Source organism: Streptomyces sp. NPDC104581 (genome assembly GCF_055583685.1).
Genome location: NZ_JBVJNN010000001.1, coordinates 202,199 through 222,697, shown reverse-complemented (window position 1 = coordinate 222,697; position 20,499 = coordinate 202,199). Strand labels below are relative to the sequence as shown.

The window sequence follows — 20,499 nt, the reverse complement described above, 5'->3', positions numbered from 1 at the left end:
CCGCGTAGATCAAAGGGATAACGTACGTCGACATGAGCACGACTGCAGTGGAGCGCCCGCTGCCCAGGGGCGGAGCCGCGGCCCGCGGGCACCGTGGCACGGGACTGGGCGCACTGATGGTGATCCTCCTGATCACGGGGGTGGTCTCGCTGGCCGTCGGCGCACGCGCGCTGAGTCCCACCGAGGTCTGGCACGGGCTGTTCGCGGCGCCGGACGCCGATCAGCGGCTCACCGAGATCAGGCTCATCGTGCGGACCGTGCGTGTCCCCCGGACGGTGCTCGCGATCGTGGCGGGTGTCGCCCTGGGGATCGGCGGGGCGCTGATCCAGGGGTACACGCGCAACCCGATCGCGGACGCGGGCCTGCTCGGGGTGAACTCCGGAGCCTCGTTCGCCGTGGTGACGGCGATCGCCGTGTTCGGGTTCACCAACCCGTTCCACTACGTCTGGTTCGCCTTCCTGGGTGCGGCCGTCGCCGGTGTCGTCGTGTTCGGCCTCGCGAGCATCGGCAGAGGGGCCGGCAACCCGCTCACACTCGCGCTGGCGGGGCAAGGGGTGACGGTGTTCCTCGCGGCGATGACCACGGCGATCTCCCTGTCGGACCAGAAGTCGCTGAACGCGCTCCGGTTCTGGAACTCGGGCTCGGTCACGGGTGTCGGATTCGACGTCATCTGGCCGGTGACCGCGTTCGTCGCGGCCGGCCTGGTGCTCGCGCTGACCACACTGCCCTCCCTCAATCTGCTCAACCTGGGCGACGACGTGGCGCGCGGGCTGGGTGTGAACATCGCGCTGAGCCGGACGGTCGGCATCCTCGCCATCACGCTGCTGGCGGGAGCGGCGACGGCTGCGTGCGGTCCCATCGCCTTCCTCGGTCTGATGGTGGCCCATGTGGCCCGCTATCTCACGGGACCCGACTACCGCTGGCTGGTGCCGTACGCCGGTCTGCTCGGAGCCCTGATCCTGTTGGTCTGCGACATCGTGGGGCGACTGGTGGTGCGGCCGGGCGAGTTGGACTCGGGCGTCGTCGTCGCCCTTCTCGGAGCCCCGTTCTTCGCGGTGCTCGTGTGGCGAGGAAAGTTCAAGAGCGCATGAGTGGCGGCGGAGTCGGGACGACGGGCGCCGGAACGGGCCCCGGAGCGAACGGCGGGAAGGCCGGGAAGGTCAGGGACGCCGGGGAAGCCGGGAGGGGCGTCGCGCCGGACGGCGTCCCGGACGCGGGTGGACACTCTGTCGCGCCGGGCGTACGGCTGGGCCGGCTCTCCTTCGTCTGGCGCCCCTGGATGGTGCTGGTCACGCTGGTGCTGGCGGCGGCGACCTTCCTGGTGTTCTGCGTGTCCATCGCGGTCGGCGACTTCCCCATCGGGCTGTCCCGTGTGATCGCCACGATCCTCGGCCGGGGCGAGCAGGTCGACGAGTTCGTGATCATGGATCTGCGGATGCCACGTGCCCTCGCCGGTCTGGTCGTCGGCATCGCGCTGGGAGTCTCCGGCGCGATCACCCAGTCCGTCGCGCGCAACCCGCTGGCCAGCCCGGACATCCTCGGGATCACCTGGGGCGCCGGAGCCGTCGCCGTCTTCCTCGTCACGGTGTCGGGCGGCACCGCGACCGCCGTCGTCAGCTCCCTGGGTCTCTCCGCCGCGGCCCTCGTGGGCGGCCTCGGTACGGGGCTGCTGGTCTACCTCCTCGCCTGGCGGCGCGGGATCGACGGCTTCCGGCTCATCCTCATCGGTATCTCCGTGACCGCGGTGATGCAGGCCATCACCACCTGGCTGCTCGTCAACGCCGACATCAGGGACGTGGCGCGGGCACAGGTCTGGCTGGTCGGCTCGCTGGACAACCGTTCGTGGGACGAGGTCCGGGTGGCGCTCTGGTGCACGCTCGTCCTCCTGGCCGTCGTCGCGGCCACCGCCTTCCAGTTCAAGCCGATGCACCTCGGTGACGAGGTCGCCGCGGGGCTGGGGGTCCGCCATTCACGGGTGCGGGCGCTCCTGCTGCTGTGCGCGGTGCTGCTGGCCGCCGTCGCGGTGAGCGCGGCGGGCCCGGTCGCGTTCGTCGCGCTGGTGGCGCCTCAGGTGGCGATGCGTCTGCTGCGGTACCCGACACCGCCGATGGTGGCCTCCGGCCTGGTCGGCGCGCTGCTGCTGATCGGGTCGGACCTGGTCGCGCGTGCGGCGCTGCCGGTCTCTCTGCCGGTGGGTGTGGTCACCGCGGCGATCGGCGGGCCCTTCCTCGTCCATCTGCTGGTGAGGGCGAACCTCAGACGGACGGATCGATGATAAAAAGGTTAGGCAATCCTAATAAGGGGGGCTTGTGGCCACTCGGTCCAGCATGTTGAAGTCGGAGTCCGGGGCCCGGTCCGCGAGCGCTCCCGGCGCCGGGGGCGACGCACGACTGGCCGCCAGGGGCGTCACCGTCGGGTACGGCGACCGGACCGTCATAGACGATCTCGACGTGACGATCCCGCCCGGGGTGATCACCACGATCATCGGCCCCAACGGCTGCGGCAAGTCGACCCTGTTGCGCACCCTGACCCGCCTGCTCAAGCCCGCCAGGGGAACCGTCGTGCTGGACGGCGACGACATCGCCCGGCTCAGGACCAGGGACGTGGCGAAGAAGCTCGGTCTCCTCCCGCAGGCGCCGGTCGCCCCGGAGGGGCTGACGGTGGCCGATCTGGTGGCCAGGGGGCGTCATCCGCACCAGAGCTGGCTGCGGCAGTGGTCGTCGGACGACGCCGATGTCGTGGCGCGCGCGCTGGCCATGACCGGGGTGGCCGATCTGGCCGACCGTCCGGTCGACTCCCTGTCGGGCGGCCAGCGGCAGCGCGTCTGGATATCGATGACGCTGGCTCAGGGCACCGATCTGCTCCTGCTGGACGAGCCGACCACGTATCTCGACCTGGCGCACGCGATCGACGTGCTCGATCTGGTCGACGATCTGCACGAGGGCGGGTGCACCGTCGTCATGGTGCTGCACGACCTCAATCTGGCGACGCGTTACAGCGACAACCTCATCGTGATGCGGGAGGGGTCGATCCTCGCGCAGGGGCATCCGCGCGATGTGGTCACCGCCGAACTGCTGCGCGAGGCGTTCGGGCTGCGCGCCCAGGTGATCGACGCCCCGGTGGGCGACAGCCCGATCATCGTGCCGCTCGGCCGTACGCACGTCTAGCCGTGGCCGCGGCTGTCGCCCTCGTCCGAAGTGCCCGGTCCAACCTCAGTGCGGATCAAGGGATTTCATAAGTTAGGCTAGGCTAACCTCACCTGCTCGGGATAAGGTTTGGCTGCCCTAAGACAAGGGCGCAGCGGACAGCGCGATCACAAGGGACTCTCGGATGCTCTTCCACAGAACGACGCTCGCGAAGCCACGGCGGCGACTGGCGGCGACACTGTCCGCCGCCGCCCTCGGCATCGGCCTCCTCACGGCTTGCGGTTCCGACTCGGCGGACGAGCCGAAGGACGACGCCCCGGCCGCGGCCGCGGGCGGCGCGTTCCCGGTCACCGTGGAGCACGCGTTCGGGTCCACCGAGGTCACCGAGGCTCCGGAGCGCGTCGTCACGGTCGGCTACACGGACGACCAGGCCGTCCTGGCGTTCGGCATCAAGCCGGTCGGCATGGTCGACCAGTACCCGAACCCCGAGGGCACGTCCCCCGACATCAACACCCAGTGGCCGTGGGTGAAGGACAAGTGGGGCGACGCGCGTCCCGAGGTCATCATGAAGAACGGTGACCCGGGCCCCAACTACGAGAAGATCGCCGCCCTTCGCCCGGATCTGATCATCGCGGTCTACTCCGAGATCGACCAGGCCGGCTACGACAAGCTCTCCAAGATCGCCCCGACCGTGGGCCGTACCAAGGCCGAGAAGGAGCCCTTCAGCGCTCCCTGGCAGGACAACGCGGCCCATATCGCCAAGGCGCTCGGCAAGGAGGACGAGGGCACCGAAATGGTGCGGGGCATCCAGGCGAAGCTCGACACGGCGAAGAAGGACAACCCCGCGTTCGCCGACCAGACCGCGGTCGTCATCTCCTGGTACAAGGACTCCATCGCCCCGTTCACCTCGACCGACGTACGCGGTCAGCTGGTGACCGGCGCCGGGTTCAAGTACCAGACGAAGATCGACGACATCGCGGACGGCGGTTTCTCCACCGAACTGTCCCCCGAGCGCATCGATCTGATCGACGTCGACCGCATCTTCGTCGTCAACGACAAGGCGGACACCGAGGCGTTGAAGAAGTTCGAGCTGTTCGCCAATCTGCCCGCGGTCAAGAACGGCAACGTGTCCTACCTGCTGGACAGTGAGGGCCCGGCGGTCGGCGCGGCCATGTCCCAGGGCACCCTGCCCTCCCTGCCGTACGCGATCGACGAACTCGTCAAGTCGGCCAAGTAAGGAATGACGACCGTGATCAGTCAGCGACGAGACCCGATGTCCGGGTGAGCGCCACCGGCATCCGCGCGGCCCCGGCGACCCTGCGCACGGCCACCGGGGGCGAGGCCACCCGGTGGGTCCTGGCGCACTGCCGCGAGGCACCGTGGCTGACGTTCGCCACCGTGCTCAGCACCGTGGCCGGGGCGGCGCTCCAGGTGCTCCCGGTTCTCCTGCTGGGCAGGGTGGTCGACGGGGTGGTCGAGGGCCAGTCCCGCTCGGTCCTGGTCACGGTCGGTGCGCTGATGGGGGCCGCCGCGCTGCTCGGCGCGGCGGCCACCGCCGCGTCGACGTATCTGATCGGGCGCCTCGGCGCGGACCTGCTCGCGCGGCTGCGCGAACACGCCGTGCGCGCGGTGCTCGGAATGCCGAGCGAACGGATCGAACAGGTCGGCCGGGGCGATGTGCTCTCCCGCGTCGGCGACGACGTGGCCGTGCTGTCCAAGGGCATCCGGACGGCCGTCCCCACCGTGTTCTCGGCCGGAGTGCTGGTCTTCATCGCCACGGTCGGCATGTTCGGACTGGACTGGCGGCTCGGCCTGGCGGGCGCCGGCGCACTGCCCGCGTACGCGCTCGCGCTGCGCTGGTACCTCCCGCGGTCGGCCCCCCTCTACCGCCGGCAGCGGGTGGCCCAGGCCGATCGCGCGCAGGCCCTGATCAGCGGACTGAACGGCATCGACACCGTACGGGCGTACCGGCTGGAGGAGTCCGTCCGTGAGACGGTCACCCGGGAGTCGTGGCGGGTGCGTGATCTCGGTGTCGAGGTGTTCCGGTTCTTCGGCAGATTCGTCGGCCGGGAGAACCGCGCCGAGTTCATCGGGCTCGTCCTGATCCTCGTGGTGGGGTACGCCCTGCTGGAGGCCGATGCCGCCACCCTCGGCGAGGTGTCGGCGGCCCCCCTGATGTTCCACCGGCTGTTCACCCCGCTGGGCGCCATCATGTTCACCTTCGACGAGGCGCAGAAGTCGGGCGCGAGCCTCACCCGGCTCGTCGGGGTGCTGGCGGAGGACACCGAGGAGCGTCTGGTGGGTGACCGTTCGGTCGCCCCGGCGGACGCCGCGCCGTACGCGGTGACGGTCGAGGGGCTGACGTTCAGTTATCCCGGCACCGGCCAACCGGTCCTCATGGACGTCGATCTGACGATTCCGGCGGGCGGTTCGCTCGCGCTGGTGGGGGCGACCGGTGCGGGCAAGTCCACCCTGGCCGCGCTGATCGCCGGTATCGGGACACCCCGGGCCGGGTCGGTGCGCATCGGGCCGCACGACCTCGCCGGGATGGACGAGGCCGGTTCGCGGGCCCTGGTGAGCATCCTCACGCAGGAGACGCATGTGTTCTCCGGTCCGCTCGCCGACGACCTGCGGCTCGCCGCGCCCGGGGCGACCGACGCCGAGCTGACGGACGCGCTGCGCACCGTCGGCGCGGGCGGCTGGCTCGACGCGCTGCCCGACGGGCTCGACACCCTGGTGGGTGAGGGCGGTGAGCGGCTGGATGCCACCAAGGTCGCCCAGATCGCCCTGGCCCGGCTGGTGTTGGGCCGCTCACCGGTGGTGGTGCTCGACGAGTCGACCGCGGAGGCGGGCAGCGAGGGCGCCGCGGAGCTGGAGCGCGCCGTGCTGGCCGCGTGCGCCGGCCGGACCACGCTGTTCGTGGCGCACCGGCTGACCCAGGCGATGGCGGCCGACCGGATCGCCGTGCTGGACGCGGGGCGTGTGGTGGAGCGTGGCACCCACGAGGAGCTGGTGGCTCTGGGCGGCCGGTACGCACGGCTGTGGCGGGCCTGGCGAGAAGGTAGTTAGATTCCCGAGTTAGGTAAGCCTAAGTTAGGCTGGGCTAACTTTCTGGAAGGGATGCTGAGTCTTCGATGTTGGAACCGAGCGCTCGTCTCGTACTTCTCTCGCCCGCGCGTCTGGCCGGTGTACGCCGGCGGACCGGCGACCACTCCGACCGGACCATCGCGGGAGCGTGCGCCGTCGGGCTGTCGTACTGGGCGACGGGCCGGAGCCCCGAAGGCTTGGAGCTCACCCCCGGCACGCTCTTCGCCGATGTGCTCGGCTGGATCGACAACGGCGGTGCCGGACCCGGTGGTTGGGAGACCGCCGCGATCGGGGCGGACGGCCCGGCCGGCGGACCGGACACCGGTCGGCGCGACGGTCCGGACGGCGGCTCCGGCGGCGGTTCACGGGGCTGGGGCATCGCCGTCCCGGCCGGTGTGGCACCGGCCGACGCGCAGCTCGCGCTGGACGACCTCGCCGACTTCCCCGACCGGCCCCTCGGCACCATCGCCCCCACCAGCGCGGCGGCCAGGCTCAGGACCCTCACAGAGTGGAACGACAACACGGCCCACCGGGACCGTCCGACCATCGTGGAGATGTTCCTCGAACAGGCACGGACCCGGCCGGACGCCGTCGCCGTCGTGGACGACCGCCGATCGCTGACCTACCGTCAGACAGCTGAGCTGTCCAGCCAGTTGGCGCACCGCCTGGTCGAACGCCGACTCACCGCCGAACAGGTCGTCGGTATCTCGCTGGGCCGCTCCGCCGAGATGGTCGTCGGGCTGCTCGCCGTACTCAGGGCGGGCTGCGCCTTCGTGCCGCTCGACCCGCGGTGGCCCGCGGCCCGCCGCGCCGTCGTCGTCGAGGACGCCCGGGTCGTGCTCCAGCTCAACGCCACGGGCGAGCCCGGTCCCGGTGAACCGGACGCCGAGCGGGTCGACCTCGACGACTGGGCGTTCGGCTCCCACCCCACCGGGGAGACCGGGATATCCGTCCCCGGCGCGGCCCTCGCGTACGTGATCTTCACCTCCGGCTCCACCGGCCGCCCCAAGGGCGCGATGATCCGTCACGAGGCGATCAGCGAACGCCTGCTGTGGCAGGTCGACGAGATCCTGGGCTTCGGCCACGACGACGCCTCGCTGTTCAAGGCACCGCTCTCCTTCGACATCTCCATCAACGAGATCTTCCTGCCCCTGGTCTCCGGCGGCCGGCTGGTCGTCCTGCGGCCCGGCGGCGAACGCGACCCGCACCATCTGCTGAGCGTGATCGCCGAACAGCGCGTCACGTTCACGTACTTGGTGTCGTCCATGCTGGACGTCCTGCTGGAGATGGCCGGCGACACCGGACGGCTCGACAGCCTGCGGCACGTGTGGTGCGGCGGCGAGGTGCTGACCCCGGAGCTGTACGAACGCTTCCGCGCCAAGCTCGACATCCCCCTCTACCACGGCTACGGCCCGGCCGAGACGACCATCGGCGTCTCGCACGTCATCTACCGGGGCGCGGCCGAACGCCTGTCGACATCGATCGGCAGGGCCAACCCCAACACCCAGCTCTATGTGCTCGACGACGAACTGCGCCCCGTCCCGGTCGGCGTCGGCGGCGAACTGTACGCGGGCGGATTCCTCCTGGGCCGCGGATACGTGAACGCACCCGGACTGACGGCGTCCCGGTTCGTGGCCAACCCGTTCGCCGACGACGGGTCGCGGCTCTACCGCACCGGCGACCTCGCCCGGTTCGCCCCCGACGGCTCACTGGACTTCCTCGGCCGCGCCGACAACCAGATCAAGATCCGCGGCATGCGGCTGGAGATCGAGGACGTCGAGGCCGGTCTCGCCGAACACCCCTCGGTACGGCACACATGCGTCGTCGCGAAGAAGAACGCGGCGGGTGGCACCTATCTGGTGGGCTACGTCATCCCGGCCGCCGGCAGCGAGGATCTGCGCGCCGACGAGGTCAAGGCCTGGGCCGCCGGCCACATGGTCGAGTACATGGTGCCCGCCCACACCGTCGTGCTGAAGGAGTTCCCGCTCACCGCGAACGGCAAGGTCGACCGGAACGCGCTGCCGGAACCCAGGACCGGCACCGGCACGGTCCTGCCGCCCGCCACCGAGGACGAGCGCGTGGTCTGCGCGGCCGTCGCGGCGCTGCTGCGGCTCGACGAGGTCGGCGTCGACCAGGACTTCTTCCAGCTCGGCGGGGACAGCATCCTGGCGATCTCGCTCATGGGCGCGCTGCGCGAGGCGGGCCTCTACGTCACGGCGCGCCAGATCTTCACCAACGGCAACGTGCGCGCGCTCGCGGCCGTCGCGAGCCGTGAGGACGTCACCACCGTGGACCACCGCGACGTGCCGACCGGCTCCGTCGCGGGATCGCCCATCGTGCGCTGGCTCGGCGAGACCACGGACGCGATCGACGGCTTCGTGCAGTCCGTGGTGCTGAACACCCCGGCCGAGCTGACCGCCGGCGCCCTCGACACCGTCCTCGGCGCCGTGACCGGCCGGCACGACATGCTGCGCGCCAAGCTCGTACGGGGGGAGCGCTGGAGCTTCGACATCCCGGAGGCGCCCGCGCGGCCGGCCCCGGACCGGTCGGACACCGTGTGGCTGGAGAGCGACCGTCCCCTCGACGAGTGCGTCACGCTCGCCACCGACGCGCTCGACCCCGACAGCGGCGCGATGCTGCGCGCGGTCTGGCGCCCCGGAGCACGCCAGCTGGTCGTGGCCGTCCACCACGTGGTGGTCGACGGTGTGTCCTGGCGGATCCTGATGGAAGATCTGGCCACCGCCTGGCGGCAGTTCACCGCGGGCGCCCCCGTGGAGCTGCCCCCGGTGGGGACCTCGTTCCGCCGCTGGACACAGCTGCTGGAGCGGGCCGCGTTCGACGCGGACAGCTCCTACTACCGCCGCCCCCTGCCGGGAGCGGACGGACCGATCGGCAGGCGGGCGCTGTCGGAGGCCGACACCGTCGCCCGGGAGCGGACCCGGACCGTCACGGCCGGACCCGAGGTCACGGCCGCGCTGCTGGGTGAGATCCCCGCCAAGTTCCACGCGGGCGTCAACGACGTGCTGCTGACCGCGCTCGCCGTCTCCCTCGCCCGGTGGCGCCGCGATCTCGGCCAGGACCAGACCTACGCCCACATCGAGCTCGAAGGGCACGGCCGCGAGGGCCGGTTCGTCGCGGGCTCCGCCGGGTTCGAACCGGAACTCTCGCGCACCGTGGGGTGGTTCACCACCCTGTTCCCGGTGACCGTGGACCCCGGCGCCGCGCCCGACCTCACCGAGCCCGGGTATCTGGCCGCCGCGCTCAAGGCGGTGAAGGAGGACCTCGCCCGGGTACCGGAGAACGGCGTCTCCTACGGCGCCCTGCGGTACCTGGCCGACTCCGAGTTCGACGCGCCCGCACCGCAGGTGCTCTTCAACTACCTCGGGCGTTTCGGTGCCGGAGGCTCGGGCGACTGGCAACTGAGCGGCTCCACCGATCAGTTGGGCGAGAAGAGGGACCCGAGGATGCGCCTGCCACGCGCCCTGGAGTTCAACGCGATCGCCGAACCCGCCCCGTCCGGCGCGTACGAACTGGTCACCACCATCTCCTGGCCCGACGGGATGTTCACCGACGACGACATCACGACCCTCGGCGAGTACTTCCGCGGAGCCCTGGCCGGGCTCGCCGCGCTCGACCAGGGCGGTCACTCACCCAGCGACTTCCCCCTGGTGCCGCTCACCCAGGCCGACGTCGACGCGTTCGACGGCCCGGCGCTGCGCGACATCCTGCCGCTGACCCCCCTCCAGGAGGGCCTGTACTTCCACTCCGTCTTCGACGACGACTCGGCGGGCAGCTATGTCGAGCAGCAACTGATCACGCTGGACGGCGACGTGGACGCCGGCCGGCTCGCGGCGGCGGCGACCCGACTGCTCACGCTGTACCCCAACCTGGCCGCGCGGTTCACCGCGCTCGCCGACGGCCGCGTGGTCGCCGTCCAGGAGGCGGGCGTGCGGGCGCCCTTCACCACGCTGGAGCGTCCCGGCATCACGGACGACGAGATCCGTGACCTCGCGGAGCGGGACCGCCGCGCCGGATTCGACCTGGCCACCGGCCCGTTGACGCGCTACACCCTCATCCGCGCGGGAGCCGGCCGGAACGTCCTGGTGCAGACCGTGCACCACATCGTCGCCGACGGCTGGTCGGTCCCCCCGATGCTCCGCGCCCTGCTGGCCGAGTACCACGCCCCGGGCACCGTCTACCCGCTGGGTGGCTTCTCCGACTATCTGCACTGGCTCGCCGGACGCGACGAGGACGAGAGCGACCGGGTGTGGCGCGGGGAACTCGCCGGGCTGCCCGGACCGTCGCTGGTCGCCGAGGGCCACACGCCCTCCGACCGGTTCGCCGACACGGCGGTGGAGCCCGGCCGTGAGGGCGTGGACATCGACGCGGCCGTCCGGTCGGCCGGTGTGCCGCTGAGCGTGGCGGTGCACAGCGCGTGGGCCCTGACCCTGGGCGGCATCCTGCACGGCCGGGACGTCGTCTTCGGCTCGACGGTCTCCGGACGCGACGCCGACGTGCCCGGTATCGGGGACATGGTCGGACTGTTCATCAACACCGTCCCGGTCCGCGCCCGCTGGACGGAGACGACCACGGCGCGCGAACTGCTCGCCGCCGTCCGGGAGCACCAGAGCGCGGTACTGCCGCACCAGCACGTCTCACTGGCGAGGATCGGCCGATCGGTGGGCGCCGGCGCCCTGTTCGACACCCTGGTGGTGTTCGACGTCGCGACCGACGTGGCGGCGCTGGGCGGACCCGACGACGAGCCGCGCATCGCCGACATCGTCAACGAGGGCGCCCCGCACTACCCGTTGACACTGGTGGTGGAGCGGACGGGGGACGGGCGTCCGCGCTTCAACCTGATCCACGACGGCGCGCTGCTGCGGGAGGCCGGCGCCGAGGCGGTCCTGCGTACGTTCACCCGGACCCTCATCGGCCTGCTCACCCGGCCGGACGCCCCGGTCGCCGCTCCGGCACCCGAGTCGCGTCCGGCGCCCGCGCGGATCGCACCGACGACCCTCGGCGGGCTGTTCGACGCCGCCGCGCGCCGCGACCCGGCCGCGACCGCCGTCACCCAGTGCGCGCTCGACGGCGGCACCCGGTCCCTGACCTACGGTGAACTGGGCGACGCCAAGGACGAGTTGGCGGCCGTACTGCGGGCGGCCGGCGTCCGGCCCGGCAGGCGCGTCGCCGTCGCCGTCCCGCGCTCCGTCGAACAGGTCGTCGCCCTGGTCGCCGTCGTCACCGCGGGCGGTGCGTACGTACCGCTCGACCTGGCGTACCCGGACGAACGCCTGGAGTACGTCCTCGCCGACGCCGCCCCCCAGGTCGTCCTCGTCGACCGCGAACAGCGCGAGCGCTTCACCGCGCTGCTGTCCCGTGCGGGCGTGCGCGCCCGTGTACTCGTCCAGGGCGAGGAGCCGCCGCCCGCCCCCTCCGACGCGCCCGTGCCCGTGGCCGTGTCCGCGCCCGACTGGCGCGAGCCCGCGTACGTGATCTACACCTCCGGATCGACCGGCAGACCCAAGGGCGTGGTCGTCCCGCACTCCAGCGTGGTGTCGCTGCTCGCGAACACCCGCCCCGGCATGGACTTCGGGCCGAGGGACGTCTGGGTGCAGTTCCACTCGTTCTCCTTCGACTTCGCGGTCTGGGAGCTGTGGGGCGCCCTGGCGCACGGCGGTGAGCTGCTCGTGCCGGAGTACGGGCTGACGCGCTCCCCGGTCGACTTCCACCGGCTGGTCCGCGAACGCGGCGTGACCGTCCTCAACCAGACCCCGTCGGCGTTCCACCAGTTCATCGAGGCCGACCGGCACGCCGACCGGCCCGCCACGGCGCTGCGCCGGATCATCTTCGGCGGCGAGGCACTGGACCCCGCCCGGCTGCGCGGCTGGGTCGAACGCCATGGCACCGCCTCGCCCGAGCTGGTGAACATGTACGGCATCACCGAGACCACCGTCCATGTCACCCACCGGGTACTGACCGGCGACGACTTCGGTCCCGGCGACGACGTCAGCCCCATCGGCGGCCCGATCCCCGGTCTCGCCACCTATCTGCTGGACGACCGGCTCCGGCCGGTGCCGCCGGGCCGGGTGGGCGCCATCTACGTCGCCGGCGACCAGGTGTCGCTCGGCTATCTCGGCAGGCCGGGGCTGACCGCCGGCCGGTTCGTCGCCAACCCGTTCACCGGCGACGGCTCCCGCATGTACCACACGGGCGACCTCGCCCGCCGTACGCTCGACGGGGAGTTGGTGTTCACCGGCCGCGCCGACGACCAGGTGCAGCTCAAGGGCTTCCGTATCGAACTCGGTGAAGTGGAGTCCGCCGTCCGGGAACTGGACGGTGTGGTCGACGTGGCCGTCACCGTCGCCGACAGCGGCGACCACCTCGTCGCGCACGTCGTGGGCCGGGTGCCCGGTGACGCCACCGGCCGGCTGGCGGCGAAGCTGCCCGCGCACATGGTGCCGGGCCGGGTGCTGCCCGTCGGCGCACTGCCGCTGACGGTCAACGGCAAGCTGGACCGCGAGGCCCTCGCCGAACGCGCCGCGCAGGCGGGGGTGGGGACGGGGGAGCCCACCGCTCCCGCCGCACCGGACAGCGACTCCGCGCTCACCGCGCTGACCGGCGTCTTCGCCGACGCCCTGCCCGGCGCCACCGCCGTCGACGGAGACACCGACTTCTTCATGGCCGGGGGCGACAGCATCGTCGCCATCACCGTGATCAACCGTGCCAGGGCGCTCGGCCTGCCGATCGCGCCCCGTGACGTCTTCCTGTTCAGGACGCCGCGGGCGCTCGCCGCGCACCTGGCCTCGCGCACACCACGGACCGAGACCCCCGTACCCTCCCGCCGGGAGGACGGCCCGCTCACCCCGACACCGATCATGCTGCGCCGGCGCGAACTCGGCGGATCGCTCGCGCGGTTCGCCCAGGCCAGGACGCTGGCGGTCGCCGAAGGCGCCGACTTCGCCGATGTCCGGCGGGCCGCGAACGCCGTCGTGGCCGCGCACCCCGTGCTCCGTCTGCGGCTGCGCGTCGCACACGGCGTCTGGTCACCGCGCACCGAACCCGCCCGCGAGATCACCGTCGTCCGGCCGGACACCACCGACCCGACGGCGGCGGCGAACGAGGCCGCGGGACGGCTCGACCCCGAGTCCGGCGAGGTCATCGCCTTCTCCTGGCTGGAGTCCAGCCGCACCCTGGTCGTCACCGTCCACCACCTCGCCGTCGACGCGGTGTCCTGGCTGATCATCCTCGACGACCTGGCCACCGCCCTGGGCGGAACGGACCTGCCACCCCCGACCACCTCCTACGCCGAGTACGCCGAAGCACTCGCGTCCGGACCCGAGGAGATCATCGACGGCCTCGGCCACTGGATCGACACGCTCCGGGCACCCGCGCTGCTGACCGCCGTCGAGCGCCCTCGCGAGACCACCGTCGTACTGGCGCCCGGCACCAGCGACCTGGTGACCCGTACCGCGCCCGCCACGCTCGGCCTGGGTCTCACCGAACTGCTCTGCGGCGCCCTGCGCACCGCGCTGACACACGTTCAGCCCGCGCCCACCGATCTCGCGATCGAACTGGAGCGGCACGGCCGGGTCCCCGCCCGCGACCACCACGACTACAGCCGTACGGTCGGCTGGTTCACCTCCATCGCGCCCGTACGGCTCACCGCCCACACCGACCCGGTCGCCGCCGCCCGCGAGGTCGCCGAGCGCCAGCCGGACGAGTGCGGACACGTCGCCTACGGACGGCTCCGCCATCTCCACCCGCAGACGGCCCCCCTGCTGGACGCCCGCCCGCAGGTGCTGTTCAACTACCTCGGCCGGGGCGGCGAATCCCAGGCACCGCACATCACCGGCGGCGATCAGGGCACCCCGTACGCCGTCGAGGTCAACGCGTGGACCGACGACGCCACCGGCAGCCTGCACGCCGCCTTCACCCTCGCCGAAGGTGTCCCCGACGACATCACCGGGCACTGGCTGCGCGCGCTCGAACACATCGCGGACGCCTCCGTGACGGCCGAGCGCACGGCGCCCGTCACCCCCCTCCAGCGGGGACTGTTCTTCCAGGCCCAGATGGCGGGCCGGGCCGGACACTACGTCGCGCAGAGCTACTTCACCTTCGACCGGCGGCTGGACACCGAGGCGCTGGCCGACGCGATGGCGTACGTGATCGCCCGGCACCCGGTCGTGGGCGCCGGCTTCACCACCGACGACGACGGGAACCCCGTCCAGAGCCTCAAGGCGGGCCGGCGGGTCGGCGTACGCACCGTCCGGCCGACCACCGGCGCGGAGGCCGACGCGGAGGTCGACGCCCTGCGCGAGGCGGACCGTGAGACCGGGTTCGACCCGGCCGAGCCACCGCTGATCCGGCTGACCGTCGTACGGCTGCCCGACGACCGGGACGGCCTGCTGCTCAGCTACCACCTGCTCCTGTGGGACGGCTGGTCCCGCGAGATCCTGCTGCGGGACCTGTTCGACGCCTACCGGGCCGTCGTCGCGGGCGAGCCACTGGACCCGTCCCCGGCCACACCGGGCTTCGAGGAGTACGCCAGGACACTCGCCGCCAAGGACCCCGCCGTGTCGGAACGGTTCTGGGCCGGGCACCTGGCCGGTCTCCCCGGCCCGACCCTGCTCGCCGGTCCCGCGCCGTCCCTCTCCGACGAACTGCCGCGCGCCCTCACGCACACCGTCTCCGCCGAACTGTCGCAGCGGCTGCGGGAGACCGCGAAGGACCACGGTGTCACGCTGAACACGGTGCTCACCGGCGCCTTCGGTCTGCTTCTCGGCGCGCACACGGGGCGGAGCGACGCCGCTTTCGGCGTGACCGTCTCCGGCCGCGAGGGCGAGGGACTGGCCGGCATCGTCGGCGTCCTGCTCAACACCGTGCCCATGTGGACACGGGCACGCCCGGATGACTCGGTCGGCGCGTACCTCTCCGCCGTACAGGCGGCCAGGGTGGAGGCGATGGAGCACGAGCACCTGGGACTCGGCGAGATCCAGCGGGCCAGCGGACACGACACCCTGTTCGACAATCTGTTCGTGCTCCAGAACTTCCTGGACATGGACGCGTTCGCCGCGATGAACGCCCGCCACGGCATCCGGTCGGTCCGGGCCGACGACTCCACGCACTACCCCTTCACCTGGGTCGTCACGCCCGGCGACCGGCTCACCGTCAAGCTGGAACACCGCGACGGCGACACCGGCAACGCCCGTCGGCTCCTGGACGACTACCTGCGCGTCCTCGACGACCTGACCCGGTCCGCCGGTCCGGTGGGCGCCCTCCGCGGTCTGGGGCCGGAGCCCGCACCCGCCGAGCGCGGGCACATCGGCACGGACACCGTGGTCGACCGGTTCGACCGCGCGGCGGACAACGATCCCGAACGGGTCGCGCTCGTCGCCGACGGCGCCACCATGACCTTCGCGGCGCTCCGCGACCGCAGCCGCGCGCTGGCGGGCGTGCTCGCCGGGCGGGGCATCGGCCCCGAGACGAATGTCGCCCTCGCGATCCCGCGCTCGCTCGACTCGATCGTGGCGCTGTTCGCCGTCCTGCGCGTCGGCGCCGCCTATGTGCCACTGGAACTGGACCACCCGGACGAGCGGATCGCGGCGATCGTCGCGGACGCCCGGCCGCGGCTGACCCTCACCGTGAGCGCCGTGTCCCCCCGGCTCACCGGCGACCTCATCGAACTGGACCGGCCCCTGCCCGACGCGCGGCCGTACCGGACCTTCGCGCCCGACGACCCGGACCGGCTGCGGCACCCCGCGTACACGATCTACACCTCCGGTTCGACCGGCAGGCCCAAGGGCGTGGTGACCGAGTACACCGGCCTCACCAACATGCTGATCAACCATCAGCGCCGGATCTTCGAGCCGGTGCTCGCCGAGCACGGCCACCGGACCTTCCGCATCGCGCACACCGTGTCCTTCGCGTTCGACATGTCGTGGGAGGAACTGCTGTGGCTCGCCGACGGCCACGAGGTGCACATCTGCGACGAGGAACTGCGCCGTGACGCGCCCCGGCTGGTCGAGTACTGCCTGGAGCACGGGATCGACGTCATCAACGTGACCCCCACCTACGCACAGCAGTTGGTCGCCGAGGGACTGCTCGACAACCCGGAACGGCGCCCGGCGCTCGTTCTGCTGGGCGGCGAGGCCGTCACCCCCTCGCTGTGGTCGCGGCTCGCCGGGACGGAGGGGACGGTCGGCTACAACCTCTACGGACCCACCGAGTACACCATCAACACCCTCGGCGTCGGCACCTTCGAATGCCAGGACCCGGTGGTGGGCGTGGCGATCGACAACACCGAGGTGTACGTACTGGACCCCTGGCTGCGGCCCCTGCCGGACGGGGTCCCCGGTGAGCTGTACGTGTCGGGCGTCGGCATCGCCCGCGGCTATCTCGGGCAGCCCGCCCAGACCGCGCACCGCTTCGTGGCCTGCCCGTTCGGCGAACCGGGCGAGCGCATGTACCGCACCGGGGACCTGGTGTCCCGGCGGCCCGACGGGAACCTGACGTATCTCGGCCGCACCGACCAGCAGGTCAAGATCCGCGGTCACCGGGTCGAACTCGGCGAGGTCGAGGCCGTGTTCGCGGCGCACCCGGCGGTGCGCTTCGCCGCCGCCGTCGCCCAGCCCGACCCCCAGGTCGACGGCGCCCACCGGCTGGCCGCCTATCTCGTCCTGGACGGGGCCGAGTTGGCCGCGGTCGCCGCCGAAGTGGGCGCCGCACTGCCCGACTTCCTGCGCCCCACGCACTACGCACAGGTCGACGGCATCCCGCTGACGGTGAACGGGAAGGCTGACACCAAGGCGCTGCCCGAGGCCAAGCCGCTCGGCGCGCTGACCACGGCGGGGGAGCGCGGCCCGGAGACCGCGACCGAGACCGTGGTGTGCGAGTTCTTCGCCGAGGCCCTGGACCTGGACGACGACGAGGTGAGCGCGGTGAGCGACTTCGTGTCCCTCGGAGGGCACTCCATGCTGGCGGTGCGGCTGATCGGGCTGCTCCGCCGCGAGTACGGACCCGTGGTCACGATCCGTGATCTGCTGACCCTGCGAACCCCGGAAGCGATTGCCCGCCACCTTGAAGACAACTCCTGACACCCAGCGGCCCCGCCCCGGGGCCGACATCCTGCGCACCGCGCTGCGCCGCAACGTCGGGGCCATGACCACCGGCACCCTCCTGATGGGGCTCTACCAGGCGGGGGAGACCGCCTTCCCCATCGCGCTCGGCCTGATCGTCGAGCACACCATGCAGGACAGGAGCCTCGGCGCCCTCGGCCTGTCGATCGGCGCACTGGCCGTGATCATCACGACCGTGTCGCTGTCGTGGCGGTTCGGCATGCGCACCCTTCAGAAGGCCAACACGACCGAGGCGCACCGCTGGCGGGTGCGCGTGGCGGCCTGCGGACTCCAGCCGGTGGCCAGGGACGTGGACCTGAAGTCCGGCGAGGTGCTGACCATCGCCACCGAGGACGCCGACCAGACCGCCGACATCATCGAGGTGGTGCCACTGCTGATCAGCTCGCTGGTCGCGGTGCTCGTCGCGGCCGTCGCGCTGGGTCTGGCCGACATCCGGCTCGGGCTGCTCGTGATCGCGGGAACCGTCGCGATCCTGTCGATCCTGGCCGTGATGTCCAAGCGGATCGGCGCCAGCACCCGTGAGCAGCAGGCCCGGGTGGCGCGGGCGGGCGCGAAGGTCGCCGACCTGATCACCGGGCTGCGCCCGCTGCACGGCTTCGGCGGCAACCAGGCGGCCTTCCTCTCCTACCGGAGGGTCAGCACGGACGCGAAGCGTCGGTCGATCACCGTCGCCAAGGTGAACGGTGTGTACGCGGGCACCGCGCTGGCCCTCAACGCGGTGCTGGCCGCCGCGGTGACCCTGACGGCCGGCTGGCTGGCGTTCGGCGGCCGGATCTCCATCGGCGAACTCGTCATGGCCGTGGGCCTCGCGCAGTTCATCATCGAACCGCTGAAGCTGTTCTCGGAGATGCCGAAGTACGTGATGATCGCGCGCGCGTCGGCCGAGCGGATGGCGCTCGTACTGTCCGCTCCGCCCGTGACGACCCCGGGGACGGACCGCCCGGCACCGGGCGGAGACCTTGAGGTGGACTGTGTCCGGTACGGGACCCTGAACCGGCTGAAGTTCCGGGTGCCGGCGGGCGAGTTCGTGGCGGTCGCCGTCTACCAGCCGCGCGCTGCGGCCGACCTCGCGTCCGTCCTGGCCCTCAACGTCGCCCCGGACGCCTACGAGGGGGCGGTGCGGCTCGGCGGACAGGCGGTCACCGATCTGTCGGTCGAGGCGGTCCGTGAGCACCTGCTGGTGAACCCGTACGACGCGGAGATCTTCGCGGGCACCCTGCGCACGAACATCGACCCGTCGGGCACCAGCCGGACGGTCCCCGAGGCCGTCGAGGCGTCCATGCTGACCGATGTCGTCGCACTCCACCGCGACGGACTCGACTACGCGGTCCGCGACCGGGGCGCCAACCTCTCCGGGGGGCAGCGCCAACGGCTCTCCCTGGCGCGCGCGTTGGCGGCCGACAGCGACGTCCTGGTCCTGCACGACCCGACGACGGCCGTCGACGCGGTCACCGAGCAGCTCATCGCGCGCAATGTCGCGAAGCTGCGCCGGGGGCGTACCACTGTCGTGATCACCAGCAGTCCGGCCCTCCTGGACGCCGCCGACCGGGTCCTCGTCCTGGACGAAGGAGTCATCACCGCCGAGGACACCCACCGCAATCTCCTGGCCACCGACGAGGAGTACTGCCGCGCGGTGACGCGGTGACGCGGTGAGGTAGGGAGGTGGCGGGGTCAGGAGCCGGTGGGGCGGCTCAGCCGAGTGCCCAGGCGACATCCCTGAGCAGGGCGTGCCGCCACCCCGCCCGGTCGTGGCCCGACGGCGACCGCGAGACCCGCACCGTCGCACCGGCCTCCTCCGTGAGGACCTCGACCGGTTCGCAGTGGGGCAGCATCCGCGTCTCGTGCTCCCCGACGTCGAACGCGACCCGCAGCCCCGAGAGGCCGGGGCGCTCCCGCAGCCGCGCGGCGAGGGTTCCCCCGGCCGGCCCGGCCAGGGGGTCCGCCAGGGCCGTGGCACCGGGTGTCCACCAGAACGACCCGGACTGGCACGCGACGCGGGACACCAGCTCCGGGAACTCCAGCGCCGCGTACAGCGCGCTCAGCCCGCCGAGGCTCTGCCCGGCGACCACCAGCCTGTCCGGTTCGGCCCGCACCCCGGACTCCGCCACCAGCGGCAGCAGTTCGTCCCGGACGGCCTCCCACACCTCGGGCCGGCACCCGAACTCGGCCTCCCTGTCCTTGGCCGGCAGGAAGACGAGCGTGACGGGGGGCATTTCACCGGCGGCGACGGCCGAGTCGAACGCGGTCGTCGCGGGGTGCAGATACAGCCAGTCGTCCCCGTCGAGCAGCAGGACCACCGGACCGCCACCGCCCACCGGATGGACGCGCACCGTGCGCCGTCCGCCGAGCCGTTCGCTGTTCCAGCGGAGCCGGGTGCCGGGGAGGGGCGGTACGGCATCGTCCCCGGCACCGAACACCGGCCAGTGCGGCTGCGCCGGGAGGTCCGGGGTCGCGGCGAGGGACCGTTCGGCGCCGGTGCCCACCGGGTTCAACGGGTCCGCGAACGCCTCGTCACCCGCGAGGAGTTGGTAGGTCACCCGCAGTCGCGCGGGCATGGGCACCTCGGCGTACCAGCAGTCCGTGTCGCGCCACCGGCGCAGCGGGACCGGCTCGGACCAGCTCTCGAAGACGACGCTCGCCGGGGATCCGCGCCACAGGAACAGGGCGGTGGTGCCGCCGCCGTCGGCCGGTGCCCACGCGGGCGTCCGCGCCGTCGCCCAGAACTCGTCGCCGCCGGGCCCGCCCGGCAGCCCGAAAGCGTCGAAGGGGCTCTCCTCGTCGGCCGCGAGGCGCATGGACGTCTCCTTGTGAGAGGGAAGGGAGAAACGTTAGGCTCCCCCGTGATTAGGGGAGCCTAACCTAACGTTAGCCTCTCCTTCCGGTGGACCCCGAGGAGGAACCGACAGATGAGCACCAACCCCTTCGACGACCCCGAAGGCCGTTTCCTGGTCCTGGAGAACGGCGAGGGACAGCACTCGCTCTGGCCGTCTTTCGCCGAGGTGCCCGGAGGGTGGACGATCGTCCTCGACGAGGACACGCGTGACAACTGCCTCGACTTCATCGAGGCCCGCTGGACCGATCTGCGTCCCCGGTCCCTCGCGGCGTCCACGGACGGCTGACCTCCCCGAGAC

The 20,499-nt window shown here is 72.1% G+C and carries 9 protein-coding genes; 8 read left to right on the top strand and 1 reads right to left on the bottom strand.

Annotated features, from left to right (window positions below; translation table 11 throughout):
- The first annotated feature begins 32 nt into the window (after positions 1–32).
- From ACZ61E_RS00965 to ACZ61E_RS00935, 7 genes are all read left to right on the top strand, one after another.
- Positions 33–1,091: a FecCD family ABC transporter permease gene (locus ACZ61E_RS00965; protein WP_469696435.1), complete on the top strand. Its 1,059-nt coding sequence runs from the start codon at positions 33–35 to the stop codon at positions 1,089–1,091.
- Positions 1,088–2,275, top strand: coding sequence for a FecCD family ABC transporter permease (locus ACZ61E_RS00960; RefSeq protein WP_469696433.1), 1,188 nt, complete (start codon positions 1,088–1,090; stop codon positions 2,273–2,275). The genes ACZ61E_RS00965 and ACZ61E_RS00960 overlap by 4 nt, the downstream gene beginning before the upstream one ends.
- 52 nt (positions 2,276–2,327) lie before the next feature.
- Positions 2,328–3,167: an ABC transporter ATP-binding protein gene (locus tag ACZ61E_RS00955; RefSeq protein ID WP_469696431.1), complete on the top strand. Its 840-nt coding sequence runs from the start codon at positions 2,328–2,330 to the stop codon at positions 3,165–3,167.
- Between the two features lie 163 nt (positions 3,168–3,330).
- Entirely contained in the window at positions 3,331–4,383 is a 1,053-nt protein-coding gene (locus ACZ61E_RS00950; RefSeq protein WP_469696429.1) for an iron-siderophore ABC transporter substrate-binding protein, read from the top strand.
- A gap of 44 nt (positions 4,384–4,427) precedes the next feature.
- A complete protein-coding gene (locus tag ACZ61E_RS00945) occupies positions 4,428–6,215 on the top strand; it encodes an ABC transporter ATP-binding protein (RefSeq protein WP_469696428.1) in 1,788 nt (595 codons plus the stop codon).
- A 65-nt stretch (positions 6,216–6,280) separates the two neighbouring features.
- Positions 6,281–17,326 (top strand): amino acid adenylation domain-containing protein, encoded by an 11,046-nt coding sequence (locus tag ACZ61E_RS00940; protein WP_469696426.1) that lies wholly within the window; start codon positions 6,281–6,283, stop codon positions 17,324–17,326.
- Complete coding sequence (locus tag ACZ61E_RS00935; RefSeq protein ID WP_469696425.1) at positions 17,310–19,013, top strand: ABC transporter ATP-binding protein; 1,704 nt, start codon at positions 17,310–17,312, stop codon at positions 19,011–19,013. Before ACZ61E_RS00940 ends, ACZ61E_RS00935 begins: the two co-directional genes overlap by 17 nt.
- Positions 19,014–19,059: 46 nt before the next feature.
- Here ACZ61E_RS00935 and ACZ61E_RS00930 read toward each other — a convergent pair whose 3' ends face one another.
- Positions 19,060–20,163, bottom strand: coding sequence for an alpha/beta hydrolase-fold protein (locus ACZ61E_RS00930; protein WP_469696423.1), 1,104 nt, complete (start codon positions 20,161–20,163; stop codon positions 19,060–19,062).
- A 111-nt stretch (positions 20,164–20,274) separates the two neighbouring features.
- On the opposite strand from ACZ61E_RS00930, the gene ACZ61E_RS00925 reads away from it, so the two are divergent.
- The gene (locus tag ACZ61E_RS00925) at positions 20,275–20,487 is read left to right on the top strand and encodes an MbtH family protein (RefSeq protein ID WP_469696421.1); all 213 of its coding nucleotides are present in this window, start codon (positions 20,275–20,277) and stop codon (positions 20,485–20,487) included.
- Positions 20,488–20,499 lie beyond the last annotated feature (12 nt).

What these genes read in the sequence shown, in the direction of transcription:
- ACZ61E_RS00940 (WP_469696426.1), top strand. Translation starts at nt 6,281, where the DNA reads ATGTTGGAACCGAGCGCTCGTCTCGTACTTCTCTCGCCCGCGCGTCTG.
- ACZ61E_RS00965 (WP_469696435.1), top strand. Translation starts at nt 33, where the DNA reads ATGAGCACGACTGCAGTGGAGCGCCCGCTGCCCAGGGGCGGAGCCGCG.
- ACZ61E_RS00925 (WP_469696421.1), top strand. Translation starts at nt 20,275, where the DNA reads ATGAGCACCAACCCCTTCGACGACCCCGAAGGCCGTTTCCTGGTCCTG.
- ACZ61E_RS00955 (WP_469696431.1), top strand. Translation starts at nt 2,328, where the DNA reads ATGTTGAAGTCGGAGTCCGGGGCCCGGTCCGCGAGCGCTCCCGGCGCC.
- ACZ61E_RS00950 (WP_469696429.1), top strand. Translation starts at nt 3,331, where the DNA reads ATGCTCTTCCACAGAACGACGCTCGCGAAGCCACGGCGGCGACTGGCG.
- ACZ61E_RS00960 (WP_469696433.1), top strand. Translation starts at nt 1,088, where the DNA reads ATGAGTGGCGGCGGAGTCGGGACGACGGGCGCCGGAACGGGCCCCGGA.
- ACZ61E_RS00930 (WP_469696423.1), bottom strand. Translation starts at nt 20,163, where the DNA reads ATGCGCCTCGCGGCCGACGAGGAGAGCCCCTTCGACGCTTTCGGGCTG.